The following is a 12,865-nucleotide window of genomic DNA, read 5'->3' as shown; positions in this document are numbered from 1 at the left end:
TTATTCGAAGGCTGGCCGCGCACCGTAGCGCAGCCGCCGCCAAAGGATGTAGAGACCGAACAGCGCTGCTGCCGCGCTCAGCCAGTGCAGGTCTGTCAGGTACCAGTTGTTTACCGCGATACCGGCAATCCCCCAGCCAAGGGCTGCGAAATAGAAGAGGCTCGCGCTGATCCGGCTGGCAAAGACCCAGGCGAGAAGGCCAGCACTCAGCAGGGCGATCCAGAGCGAAACCCACACATGGTCACTGGGTGCCATGCCTGCTGCTTCCCTCCAGGTTGCGGCGAGTGAGATCGACAGCGCCGCCGTAGTCCAGCCAGAGAAAAGCCCTGTCAGCACGCAGGCATTGAAACGCGCCAGCGTCCCATCGAAGCCGCCCATCCGGTGCAGCCGCCGCGCTGAGAGCCAGCTAAAACCAAGGATCGGGACCAGTAGCAAAAGGTCGACATACTGATTGGCAAGCGACTGGGCGCTTATCATCCACACGACATTGCCGATGCCTGCGAACAGCAAGGGCATGGCGATCCGGTGCTCCAGATAGCCTGGCTTCCAGAGGCTCGAGAGGGCAAAGACCAGATAGCCCAGAAAGATGACGCCCCAGATCGAGAAGAAGGGGCCGGGCGGCAGCTCCGGCGGCCTCACAGCTACATCGCCGCGCGTGCCGATCGGTTCACCTATGCCAATGGTCGGCAACATCGGCGCCAGAAACTGCGCGATGGCGACGACCAGGAGTGCGATGCCAACTTTCCGGCTCATGCCTCTAGCCTTTATCCAAAAGCGGGTCTGCCGGAAGCATTTTTTCAAGCGTTTCAAGCCGGTCGGCTTCGGCGCTCGGCTTGTCCCAGCGGATACGATTGATGCGGGGAAAGCGCATGGCAAGGCCCGACTTGTGGCGGGGGCTTCGCTGCAGGCCTTCAAAGGCGACCTCCAGCACGAGGCCCTTCTCCTTGTTCGCCGTCACGGACCGCACAGGCCCGAACCTGTCGATCGTGTTCTCGCGAACGAACTTGTCGAGCTGTTTCAGCTCTTCATCGGTAAAGCCGAAATAGGCCTTGCCGACCGGCGTGATTTCATCGCCGTCCTCGCCTTCGCGCCAGACGCCGAAGGTGAAGTCGGAATAGAAACTGGACCGCCTGCCGTGCCCGCGCTGGGCATACATCATCACCGCATCGATCAGGAACGGGTCGCGCTTCCACTTGTACCATGGGCCCGTCGGACGCCCGGCTTCATAGACGCTGTCCCAGCGCTTCAGCATCAGCCCTTCAATCTCTGGCGCGGGCGGCTCGTTGCGGGCCGCTTCAAGCGCCTCGAGGTTCGTCACGGGCACCAGCGGCGAGATATCGATACGCTCGCTGGCGGACTTCTCGACAAAGGCTTCCAGCCGTTTGCGGCGCTCAGAGAAAGGCAGCGACCTTAGATCCTCATCGCCCTCGACCAGTATGTCATAGGCGCGGATCATGGCCGGGCGCGCCTCCATCTGTTTCTTCGTCACCGTCTTCCGGTTGAGGCGCTGCTGCAGCTCATTGAAGGGGGCAACCTCGCCATTTGGGGCGCGGATAAGAAGTTCGCCATCAATGGCCGCCTCGAAATCCATCGCTGCGAGTACGTCCGGAAAGGTGTGGGAGATGTCGTCGCCGGTCCGCGTATACATGCGCCGTACACCGCGCTCGGACACCGCCTGAACGCGGATGCCGTCATACTTCCATTCGGCGGCAAAGATGTCGGGGTCGATCATCGCCGGGTCGATGGCGTCCGGGTCATCCCGCTTGTTCTTGGTCACCAGCGGATGGGCCAGCATGACCGGCCTGAACGGGGCCTTGATGTCCGGTGACGGTTTCTCGGCATTGCCGTCCAACCAGTCGAACAGGCTTTCATAGGGCGGGGCGAGGCCATGCCAGATCTCTTCGATCTCGGCCGGTTCAACATCGCCCATCTCGGCCAGCGCCACCTTGGCAAGCCGCGCCGACACGCCAATCCGCAGCCCGCCGGTTACCATCTTGATGAGGGCCCATCGCTGCGGCGGCTCCAGCATGTCCAGCCAGCCAGCGACCAGCCGCTCGCCTTCGGCACGCGTCGCGCCGAGCAGCGCCTCGATAACATCATCGATGGGCGGAATGCGGTTCGCGCCGCGCGTGCCCGGCCACATCAGGCTGACGGTTTCGGCTAGGTCGCCGACATAGTCATACGACATGCGAAACAGCTCGGGATCGACCCGGTCTTCGATCAGCCTGCGGATCGACCCGCCTTTGACGCCGGGAATGTCGAGCTCCCCCGTCAGCACCGCCAGCGTCCAGCCGCGCGCCGGGTTCGGCGTCTGGCGAAAATAATTCACCATCAGCTCGATCTTCGTATTGCGCGAAGCGGTCAGGATCAGACGTTCAAGAAGGTCGGAAAAGGCCTGCATCGGAATGACATAGGAGGGGGCGACAACAATGACAGAGAGCGATGTGCGTCCCTCGCCCCACCCCGACCCTCCCCATGAATGGGGAGGGGGATGGCGTCATACCTGACTTGAGGTGAGCCGACACATCCAGGACCATCGCCCCCTCCCCGCCTGCGGGGAGGGTCGGGGTGGGGCCTCCTGCATCAATCGATGCTCTCATCCTCATAGCCGACAAGCCGCAGCGGCCGTGCCTTGCGCCCTTCCAGTTCGGCCCATCGCACCAGCGCATCTTCGCGCCCATGCGTGATCCATAGCTCTTCGGGATCGACCTCGCGGACGGTGTCGGTCAACTCATCCCAATCGGCATGGTCGGAAATGATGAGTGGCAACTCGACGCCCGATTGCTTGGCGCGTTGACGAACGCTCATCCAGCCAGAGGCAAAACAGGGCAGGGGGTCGGGGAAGCGACGTCCCCATTTGTCATGAAAGGAGGAAGGCGGGCCCAGCACGATCTTGCCGCGAAACCGCTCCTGCGCGCCGCGTTCTTTCGTGTCCAGCGTCGCGGTGTCCAGCGGGCCGAGCGCCACGCCGTGATCCTCATATAGCTTGCAGAGCTTTTCCAGCGCGCCGTGAATATAGAGCGTCTCATTATAGCCTGCCTCGCGCAGCAGCTTGATTACACGCTGCGCCTTGCCGAGCGCGTAGACGCCGACGAGGTGCGTACGCTCCGGGAACATGGCGACGCTGTCCAGCAGCTTCCTGATCTCTCCATCGGTGTCCGGGTGCCTGAAGACCGGCAGGCCAAACGTCGCCTCAGAGATGAAGACATGCGTGCCGGGGACAGGCTCAAACTGGCGGCAGGTTGGGTCGCGGCGGCGCTTATAGTCGCCGGTACAGACCATGCGCAGGCCCTTCCATTCGACGACGACCTGTGCAGAACCGAGCACATGCCCGGCCGGCGACATCCAGACGGTGACGCTGTTGATCTCGACTGTCTCGCCATATTCGATGGGCTGGCGGCTCTTGGTGAATTCCTCGCCATAGCGCGCTTCCATGATGGCAAGCGTTTCAGGCGTGGCGAGAACGGCGCCATGCCCCGCGCGTGCGTGGTCGGCATGGCCATGCGTCACCACGGCGCGGTCGACGGCGCCACGCACCGGGTCGATATAGAAATCGCCGGGCGGGCAATAGAGCCCCTTCGGCGTGGGATGGAGAAGCAGGTCGGGTCTGATCATCGCTGATTTATATAGGTCGCGGCGTCAGGTGTTTCCCGCCATGTTTCTGCCTTTTCCGCATGGGAGACACAGCAAATTCTGTCCCCTTGCCCGGCAAATGGAGTGACCCTGAATGCGACGTCTTTTTCTTTCAGCCTTGATCGTTACCGCGCTGGCCGCAGGTCCTGCCCAGTCCCAGGAGGGCGGCGAAACAGAGATCATGCAGAAAGCGCTCGCGGCAGGCTACAAGGCGCTCTTCACCTGCTCGGCAACGTTCACAGCCGACAAGAGCCGCGCCGAGATTGAGTATAATGAGCTCGACGGCATCTATACAGATTATCGCGGGCCGATGCGCTCCACGTCTGAAGCCAACATCTCGGATCGCTCGCGCACGGTTGCTGTGCGCTATGCGCCGGGAGAGCCGCCGCGCATCGCCGCCTGGCGCGAAGGTTTCGGCTGCTCCCTTCTGCCGATTGGCGCGGACCTCGATGATGTCGACGTGCTCCCGCGTTTTTCTGACGACTTTCCCATGCGCCAGCAGGATAGCTCCACTGCGCTGGGTCAGGCCGTGCAGCTGATCGACGCCTCGCCTTATGCCGCCCGCCTTGAAGAGCCGGTCCGCGCGGCGTTCGATGGCGCGACCTATGGCGACGACACCCGCACCAGCGCGGTCCTCGTCGTCATGGACGGTCAGATCATGGCAGAGCGCTATGCTCGCGGCCTCAACGCCACGACGCCGCAGCGCACCTGGTCGGTGGCCAAGTCACTGACCGCCAGCGTCGTTGGCGCGGCCGTGCAGCAGGGCCTCATCGACCTCGACCACGCGCCGCTGCTCGACGCCTGGTCGCGCAACGGTGACCCGCGCGGCGAGATCACGCTCCGCAATGTCCTGCAGATGGCGAGCGGCCTTGATTCAGGTGTAGCGGGCAATCGCACCGACCGCACCTATTTCGGCGGCGCTCTCGTGACCGATACCGCTTTCGTGAACCCGCTGGAGATCACGCCAGGCGAGCGCTTCAAATACTCCAATTACGACACGTTGGCCGCCATGCGCGCGCTGCGTGAGACCATGGATGATGACGGCGCCTTCTGGGGCTTTCCTTATGAGAGCGTCCTCTGGAAGATCGGCGCAATGAACACCGTCCTCGAAACCGACTGGGCAGGCGATTTCATCTCGTCCAGCCAGGTCTGGATGACTGCCCGCGACATGGCGCGCCTAGGCCAGCTCTACCTGCAAGATGGCATGTGGGGCGACGAGCGCATCCTCGCCGAAGGCTGGACAGATTTCGTCTCTTCACCGGGTGAGGCCCAGCCAGACCGCTCATCCAGCGATTTCGGCTATGGCGGCAGCTTCTGGCTCATGGACCGCTCTGAGGGCGTCCCGGCCGACACCTATGCCGGGTTCGGCAATCGCGGGCAGTATCTCGTTATCATCCCGTCGCTCGACATGGTCATCGTGCGCCGCGGCTTCGATACCGCTGATGGCGGGCGTTTCGACGTCGCTGCATTCACGCGCGATGTCATCGCCGCGATCAATCAGGCCCATACTGACAGGCTCGACGCGCAGGCAGAAGCAACCGCGGCTGAGGCTGGCTACAACTAATCCAGCGACCGGGTTCGCAGGACCGGCCTGTTCGCGCTATGTCCTTGCCCATGCCGGACGCTGCGCGACCAGATTTCAGCCTGCCTGACCGCTTTTCTGACTGGTTTGCCAGCCGGAACTGGGTGCCGCGCAAGCATCAACTGGACCTCACTGAAACCGCGCTTGCAGGCGATAGCGCGCTGCTGATCGCGCCAACCGGGGGCGGCAAGACGCTGGCAGGGTTCATGGCCAGCCTGATCGAGCTGTCAGAACGCCCGAAATCCAATTCAGGAAGGCCCGCGCTTCACACGCTTTACATCTCGCCGCTCAAGGCCCTCGCGACCGACGTTGAGCGCAATCTCAACACGCCCGTCGCTGAAATGGGTCTCAATATCCGAATCGAAACGCGCACCGGCGACACACCCCAATCAAAACGCCAGCGCCAACGCTCCAATCCGCCAGACATTCTGCTGACGACACCCGAACAGCTCGCGCTCTTCCTTGCGTCAGACCACGCCGATGAGTTTTTCTCGGACCTCAAATGCGTGATCATTGATGAGGTCCACGCCATCGCGGCCTCCAAGCGCGGCGATCTTCTCTCGCTCGGTCTCGCCACGCTGGCTGAATGGGCACCCGCCTGCCGCTTCATCGGCCTGTCGGCCACGGTCCGCGACCCGGCCCAGCTCGCAAGCTGGCTGGATGTCCGCAAATCTCCGCAGGAACATCCTCCCCCGTTCACGGGGGAGGTGCCCGAAGGGCGGAGGGGGCATGCGGCAAACGCTACGCACGAGATATCCCCCCTCCGAGCCGCTTCGCGGCCCACCTCCCCCGCAGGCGGGGGAGGAGTAGGTGCAACTTCGGCAAAAAAAGGCGTCCACCTCGTCCACGCAGAAGGCGGCACAAGCGCTAATATCGATATCCTCGTCTCGCGAGAGCGCATCCCGTGGTCTGGCCATTCGGGGCGCTTTGCCGTGCCGGAGGTCTATGAGGCCATAAAGGAAGCGGAGATGGCGCTGGTCTTCGTCAATACGCGCAGCCAGGCCGAAATGCTGTTTCAGGAGCTCTGGCGCGCCAATGAAGACGCGCTCCCCATCGCGCTCCATCATGGCTCTCTCGCCCGAGAGCAACGCCGCAAGGTCGAGGCCGCCATGGCCGCAGGCGTCCTGAAAGGCGTGGTCTGTACCTCGACGCTCGACCTCGGCATCGACTGGGGCGGGGTGGACCTCGTCATCCAGATGGGCGCTCCAAAAGGCGCCGCCCGTCTCATCCAGCGTATTGGCCGCGCCAATCACCGGATGGATGAGGCAAGCCGCGCACTGCTCGTGCCAACCAACCGGTTCGAAATCCTCGAATGCCGCGCGGCAGAAGCCGCTGTCGAGGCCGGAGAGATCGACGGCGAGCCCATGCGCCTCGGCGCGCTCGATGTCCTTGCCCAGCACATTATGGGCCGGGCGTGCGGCGTCGGGTTTGAGCTGGAGCCGCTCTTCAATGAGATCCGCCGCGCCGCGCCCTATGAAGGCCTCGACTGGGAGACCTATGAGCGCGTCGTCGATCTCGTCGCCACGGGCGGCTATGCCCTCAAGACCTATGACCGCTTCAAACGCATCGTGCGCGGGCGCGACGGCGTCTGGCGTGTCCGCACGGCCCGCGACGCCCAGCAGCACCGCATGAATGTCGGCGCCATCGTCGAAGCGCAGCTGATGAATGTGCGCCTCGCAAGCTTTGTCGGAAAGGTCGGCGAAGCGTCTGGCGGCGAGGAGCTCAAGAAAGTGCGCGGCGATCAGCGCACCATGCGGGCAGGGCGCAAACTCGGTGAAATCGAGGAATATTTCATCTCGACCCTGACTCCGGGAGACACTTTTCTCTTCGCGGGGGAAATCCTTCGCTTCCTTGGTGTGTCGGAGCTTGATGTACTCGTCACACGCGCGAAAACCGACAAGCCGGCCATTCCAACCTATAATGGCGGCAAGTTTCCGCTCACCACATTCCTGGCTGACCGCGTCCGCCACATGATCCACGATCCAGACCAGTGGTCGGGCCTGCCAGACCAGGTTCGTGAATGGTTCGAAATCCAGCGAGAGAAATCCGAAATCCCGCCGCCAGACCATTTGCTGGTCGAGACCTTCCCGCGGGCAGGGCGCCACTATCTCGTGACCTATCCCTTCGAAGGGCGCCTCGCCCACCAGACGCTCGGCATGCTGCTGACGCGGCGGCTGGAGCGGGCAGGGGCCAATCCTCTCGGCTTCGTCGCCTCGGAATATGCCATGGCGATCTGGGCGATGGAGGATATGGGCAGCATCGACATGGACGGGCTTTTCCATCCGGACATGCTAGGCGACGATCTTGAGGAATGGCTGGATGAAAGCCCGCTCATGAAGCGCACCTTTGCCCAGTGCGCGCAGATTTCAGGCGTCATCGCGCGCCGCCTGCCGGGTAAGGAGAAAACCGGCCGTCAGGTCACCTTCTCGACCGACCTTATCTATGATGTGCTGCGCAGCCATGAGCCCGATCACATCCTGCTACAGGCCGCCCGTCAGGACGCCGCGACAGGGCTCCTCGACATTCGCCGCCTGTCAGACATGCTGACCCGTATCCGAGGCAAGATCGATCACCGTCCGCTGAAGAAGATCAGCCCCTTCGCCGTCCCCGTCATGCTCGAAGTGGGCCGCGAGCGCGTGAATGCCGAAGGCGTCACCGACGCCATCCTGCGCGAAGCTGAAATGGACATCATCCAGGAAGCGATGGGGCGTTAAGCCCCCTCCGCCCTGCCGGGCACCTCCCCCGTGAACGGGGGAGGATGGCGGTACACTAGCATTGGTTCTTCTTCCCCCGCGTGCGGGGGAAGTGGCCCGCGAATGCGGGTCGAAGGGGGCGGCCAGCTAGAACTTCACCCCACCCGACGCGATCTTCTTATAGGTCTCTGGCGTCACCAGTTCGTACGTCCCGGTCTCGGAGTCGAAGTACCAGACTTTCTCACCGGCGCGCTCAGGATCGAAACCGTCCTTCACAAGGTCGCTCTTGCGATACTTGAAGGTCGTCGTCGTCGAGGCTTCCTGCTGTTCGCGGATGAAAACGGGCACCGCATATTTCGGCAGGCGAGACGACAGCTTGTCCAGCACGTCCTTGTAATCGAGATAGCCGCTGGTGGTGATAGACGCCATGCCGGCTTTGCCGTCCGTCCCCGGGATCGGCACGCCATAGACATTCGCCGTCTCAACGCCCGGCACACCGGCCAGCGCGTCGGCGACCTCATTGGTGGAGACGTTCTCGCCTTTCCAGCGATACGTGTCCCCAAGTCGGTCGACGAAGTAGATATAGCCATGATCACCCTGGCGCAGCAGGTCGCCGGTCCGGAACCAGGCATCGCCCTCTTCGAAGACATTGCGAAGTATCTTGGCTTCGGACGCGCGCTTGTCGTGATAGCCCTCGAAACGGGTCGTCATGTCCTCGCCAATACGGCCGAGGGCTTCGCCCGTCTCGCCGCGTCCGGCGCGGATGCAACGGCCATCTTCATCGCGAAGCGGCGTTTCGGTTTCCGGATCGACTTTCACAAAGGCGATATGGTCGAAGTATTTCGCGGCGTAAGGCGGGATGCGACCGCAGGCGCCGGTCTCGCCGTCAAAATTCATCAGCTTCACATTGCCTTCGGTCGAGCCATAGAACTCGATCATGGTCGGGATCTTGAAGCGGGACTTGAACTTGCCCCAGATCTCCGGGCGCAGGCCATTGCCAAAGCCCTTGCGGACCTTGTGCTTGCGCTCCTTGGCATGGGCAGGCTGGTTCAGAAGATAGCGGCAGAGCTCACCGATATAGACAATCGTGGTCACGCCGAAATCGGCGCAATCATTCCAGAAGCGGCTGGCAGAGAATTTCTCCCGCAGCAGGACCGAGGCACCTGTATAGAGCGCGATACCCACGGCGCAGAGACCGCCGGTGCCGTGATAGAGCGGCAGGGTGATATAGACCCGGTCCTTCTCGCCCATCTCAAGCGGCGAGATGAAGCTGCGCATCATGTTGCGCACGCGCGCGATCGACATCTTCGCAGCCTTGGGCAGGCCGGTTGTGCCGGATGTGTAGAAATAGAAGCCGATATCGGCATTGGTGAGATGTGCGCGGTGACTGCGGTCCGGGCGCTCAGAAGACTGACCTGCCAGCTCACTATCGAGCGGTGTGCCCACCTCCCCGCCAAGCGTCCAGACCGGCTGGCGGACCTGCACCATTTCCAGCGAGCGCATCGCGCGGTCCTGTTCGGCGCCCGTAATGATCAGTTTCGGCTCAACCGTCTTCAGCGAATGAACCAGTGCCTCGCCGGTCAGGTTTGAATTCACCAGCGCGCTCACGACGCCAATCTTGGACAGGCCATACCAGGCCGCGACATAGTCAGGCCGGTTTTCCATGAAGAGCGCGACCGTGTCGCCCGCCTTCAGGCCTTGCTCAAGGCCCCAATGGGCGAAGCGGTTGGCCTGCTCGTCCAGCTCGCCGTAGCTGGTTGTCCGTCCTTCGAAGATGAAGGCAAGGTTTTCGCGGTAGGAATCAACAGCGGCCTCGAGATCATCGGCCAGAAGTTCGGTCGATTCATTCGTGATCGGGTCGAGCCATTTCTTCGCGCGCAGGAGGATGCGCACAGTTTTGGCCTCACGCACGGCAGATTTGAGCAGTCTCATCACCATCAACACCCTTGCCTCTGGCGCGCGGGGGTGCAGTCTGTTCTCGCTGCTTCTCTCCGGCGCGCCTGTTTTCAGTCACCGCCGGGAGTGATAAGCGCGCCTTGGTTAAGGTCTGATGGGAAAGACGATCGAATATGACAGATGCCGTTTCCGGTTTGTTAGAACTTCTCGATGTCGAGCGTCTCGAGGTTGACCTCTTTCGGGGTATCACTCCTGACGAAGAGGCCGGACGTGAGCGTGTCTATGGCGGGCAGGTGATCGCGCAGGCGCTCGCTTCGGCCTATCGCACGGTTGGTGAAGACCGCCTCTGCCACTCCCTGCACGCCTATTTCATCCGGCCGGGCGATCCGAAAATCCCGATCATCTACGAGGTCGACCGCTCCCGCGATGGCGGCAGCTTCACCACCCGCCGCGTCGTTGCCATCCAGCACGGCCAGCAGATCCTCAACATGTCGGCCTCCTTCCATGTTCACGAGGATGGCTGGGACCACCAGCATGAGATGCCAGAGGTCAAACAGCCTGAAGAGCTCATGTCCCGCCAGCAGCTTGCCGAGCAGTTCAAGGACAAGATCTCGGACGAACAGCTGAAACACTGGATGCGCCCACAGCCCTTCGAGATGAAGGAAATCAGCGGTCTCAACCCGTTCAATCCAAAGCCGAAGTCAGACGTGAACTATGTCTGGTTCCGCACCGACGGAAAGGTCGAGGCGTCGCCTGCGATGCAGCACTGCCTCGTGGCCTGGGCTAGCGACATGAACCTCCTTGGCTCCAGCCTGCGCCCGCATGGCTTGCACTGGATTAACAAGGAACTGATGACCGCCAGCCTCGATCACGCCATCTGGTTCCACGCGCCGGTGCGCGCAGATGAGTGGCTGCTCTACGCGATGGATAGCCCCAAGGCGGGTAATGGCCGCTCCTATAATCGCGGCCTCATCTATACGCGCGACGGCAAACTCGTTGCCTCGACTGTGCAGGAAGGCCTCATGCGCAAGCTCAAGCCGCGCAAGAAGGATTGATGTCGCTGGCCTGACGGCCTAGCAGGCCATCCATGCTTACGATCGACAGTCTCACCTACCGGATTCAGGGCCGCACGCTGATGGAGGACGCTTCGGCAACCCTCGCGGCTGGCTGGAAAGTCGGCCTCATCGGCCGCAACGGCACCGGCAAGTCGACGCTGCTGCGCCTCATCCGTGAGTCCGGCGACGAAGCCGACAGCGCGATCCGTATCGGCAAGGCGGCCCGCCTTGGCTGGGTCGCACAAGAGGTCGAAGCGTCTGACCGCACCCTGCTGGACGAAACCCTCGCCGCGCACACAGAACGCGCCCGCCTCATGGAGGAGGCTGAGACCGTCACCGATCCGCAAGAGCTTGCCGATGTGCATGAGCGTCTCACCGCCATCGACGCTTGGTCGGGCGAAGCGCGCGCATCGACCATCCTTACTGGCCTCGGCTTCGCCCAGTCAGACCTTTCGCGCGCCTGTAAGGAATTCTCCGGCGGCTGGCGCATGCGCGCCGCGCTCGCAGGTGTTCTTTTCGCAGAACCTGACCTGCTGCTGCTCGATGAGCCGACCAACTATCTCGATCTTGAAGGCGCCGCCTGGCTTGAGACCTATCTGAAGCAATACCCGCACACCGTGCTGCTCGTCAGCCACGACCGGGAGCTGTTGAATAACTCCGTGACGCACATCCTGGCGCTGGAGAACCTCAAGCTCTTTGTCCATCCCGGCAATTATGACAGCTGGCAGAAAAAGCGCGCCGAACAGCTCGCCCAGCTCGAAGCCCAGAAGGCCAAGCAGGACAAGGAACGCGCCCACCTGCAGAGCTTTGTCGACCGCTTCCGCGCCAAGGCCTCCAAGGCGACGCAGGCCCAGTCCCGCATCAAGATGCTGGAGCGGATGCAGGATATCGTCATCCCGCTCGAAGCCCGCACGCATGCATTTGATTTCCCGACGCCGGAAGAGCTTGCCTCACCGCTTTTCGTGCTGGATGACGCCGCGCTCGGCTATGCAGAGGGCCACCCGGTCCTGCGCGGTGTGCATCTGCGCGTCGATAATGATGACCGGATCGCGATCGTCGGCGCAAACGGGCAGGGCAAATCGACCCTCGTCAAATCCATAGCCGGGCGCCTCAAACTGCTCGAGGGCAACCGCGTCGCGGCGCCCAAGGTCAATGTCGGTTATTTCAGCCAGGACCAGCTCGATGAGCTTTCCGCAGGCGACAATGCACTCGACCATGTCCGCCGCCTGCGCCCGACCGCGACCGATGGGCAGGTCCGCTCCATCGTCGCCAATATCGGCTTCAACCGGGACAAGGCCGAGACCAAGGTCGAGAAGCTTTCGGGCGGCGAGAAAGTGCGGCTACTGCTCGGTCTGATGGCGCTGCAGAAGCCGAACATTATGATCCTCGACGAGCCGACCAGTCACCTCGACATCGACAGCCGCGAAGCGCTCATCCACGCGCTCAACGATTATGAAGGCGCTGTCCTTCTCATCACGCACGATGTCTACCTCGCTGAGGCGACGGCGGACCGGCTCTGGCTGGTCAATGAAGGCCGCGCTGCGCCTTATGATGGCGACCTGTCCGACTATCGTGCGCTTGTGCTTGCAGCAGACAAGACGCGCACCGACACGCCGCACGCGAAATTCGAGCCCGCGCCGCCGCCCGCGCCGAAGCGTTCAGAATCTGAAATCCGCCGCGCCACCGCCGACATCCGCAAGCGTATCTCAGCGGCCGAGCGCGAGATGGAAAAGATCCGCAAGGAGCTTGCCGGCATCGATACAGAGCTTGCCGACCCGACCCTCTACGACACCGACCCGAAGAAGGCGGTGGCCCTCGGCAAGTCGCGCGATCGGCTCAATGCCGCCCTCGATACGGCAGAAGAAACATGGCTCGCGGCCAGCGAAGAGTTTGAAGCAGCCGCCAGCGCCTGAAGGCCATAATTCGGCCACGGCTTGCTCGCCAATCTGAGTTTGGAGCCTTTCGCCAGCCAGCGATGCTCCATACCCTGTCCACGATAGCGGCCC

The 12,865-nt window shown here is 62.5% G+C and carries 8 protein-coding genes; 4 read left to right on the top strand and 4 right to left on the bottom strand.

Features of this window, described 5'->3' with window-relative positions:
- The 3 genes from KUV46_04215 to KUV46_04205 form a co-directional block, all read right to left on the bottom strand.
- A complete protein-coding gene (locus KUV46_04215) occupies window positions 1-753 on the bottom strand; it encodes a hypothetical protein (GenBank protein ID QYJ01604.1) in 753 nt (250 codons plus the stop codon).
- 4 nt (window positions 754-757) lie between these two features.
- Window positions 758-2,401: a cisplatin damage response ATP-dependent DNA ligase gene (locus KUV46_04210; GenBank protein QYJ01603.1), complete on the bottom strand. Its 1,644-nt coding sequence runs from the start codon at window positions 2,399-2,401 to the stop codon at window positions 758-760.
- A gap of 182 nt (window positions 2,402-2,583) precedes the next feature.
- Window positions 2,584-3,615 carry a ligase-associated DNA damage response exonuclease gene (locus KUV46_04205; protein QYJ01602.1) on the bottom strand — a complete coding sequence of 344 codons (1,032 nt, stop codon included), beginning with the start codon at window positions 3,613-3,615 and terminating at the stop codon, window positions 2,584-2,586.
- A 112-nt stretch (window positions 3,616-3,727) separates the two neighbouring features.
- On the opposite strand from KUV46_04205, the gene KUV46_04200 reads away from it, so the two are divergent.
- Window positions 3,728-5,197 (top strand): beta-lactamase family protein, encoded by a 1,470-nt coding sequence (locus KUV46_04200; GenBank protein QYJ01601.1) that lies wholly within the window; start codon window positions 3,728-3,730, stop codon window positions 5,195-5,197.
- A gap of 596 nt (window positions 5,198-5,793) precedes the next feature.
- Entirely contained in the window at window positions 5,794-7,929 is a 2,136-nt protein-coding gene (locus KUV46_04195) for a DNA ligase-associated DEXH box helicase (GenBank protein QYJ02344.1), read from the top strand.
- Window positions 7,930-8,055: 126 nt separating this feature from the next.
- Here the strand turns inward: KUV46_04195 and KUV46_04190 are convergent, their stop codons facing one another.
- Window positions 8,056-9,840 carry a long-chain-acyl-CoA synthetase gene (locus KUV46_04190; GenBank protein ID QYJ01600.1) on the bottom strand — a complete coding sequence of 595 codons (1,785 nt, stop codon included), beginning with the start codon at window positions 9,838-9,840 and terminating at the stop codon, window positions 8,056-8,058.
- Window positions 9,841-9,977: 137 nt separating this feature from the next.
- On the opposite strand from KUV46_04190, the gene KUV46_04185 reads away from it, so the two are divergent.
- Window positions 9,978-10,859 carry an acyl-CoA thioesterase II gene (locus KUV46_04185; GenBank protein QYJ01599.1) on the top strand — a complete coding sequence of 294 codons (882 nt, stop codon included), beginning with the start codon at window positions 9,978-9,980 and terminating at the stop codon, window positions 10,857-10,859.
- 32 nt (window positions 10,860-10,891) lie between these two features.
- Complete coding sequence (locus KUV46_04180; GenBank protein QYJ01598.1) at window positions 10,892-12,772, top strand: ABC-F family ATP-binding cassette domain-containing protein; 1,881 nt, start codon at window positions 10,892-10,894, stop codon at window positions 12,770-12,772.
- Window positions 12,773-12,865 lie beyond the last annotated feature (93 nt).

Source organism: Thalassovita mediterranea (genome assembly GCA_019448215.1).
GTDB lineage: Bacteria > Pseudomonadota > Alphaproteobacteria > Caulobacterales > Hyphomonadaceae > Henriciella.
Note: the sequence above shows the minus strand (reverse complement) of the source record. Positions and strands in the feature narration are given on the sequence as shown.

What these genes read in the sequence shown, in the direction of transcription:
- KUV46_04215 (QYJ01604.1), bottom strand. Translation starts at nt 753, where the DNA reads ATGAGCCGGAAAGTTGGCATCGCACTCCTGGTCGTCGCCATCGCGCAG.
- KUV46_04210 (QYJ01603.1), bottom strand. Translation starts at nt 2,401, where the DNA reads ATGCAGGCCTTTTCCGACCTTCTTGAACGTCTGATCCTGACCGCTTCG.
- KUV46_04205 (QYJ01602.1), bottom strand. Translation starts at nt 3,615, where the DNA reads ATGATCAGACCCGACCTGCTTCTCCATCCCACGCCGAAGGGGCTCTAT.
- KUV46_04200 (QYJ01601.1), top strand. Translation starts at nt 3,728, where the DNA reads ATGCGACGTCTTTTTCTTTCAGCCTTGATCGTTACCGCGCTGGCCGCA.
- KUV46_04190 (QYJ01600.1), bottom strand. Translation starts at nt 9,840, where the DNA reads ATGAGACTGCTCAAATCTGCCGTGCGTGAGGCCAAAACTGTGCGCATC.
- KUV46_04185 (QYJ01599.1), top strand. Translation starts at nt 9,978, where the DNA reads ATGACAGATGCCGTTTCCGGTTTGTTAGAACTTCTCGATGTCGAGCGT.
- KUV46_04180 (QYJ01598.1), top strand. Translation starts at nt 10,892, where the DNA reads ATGCTTACGATCGACAGTCTCACCTACCGGATTCAGGGCCGCACGCTG.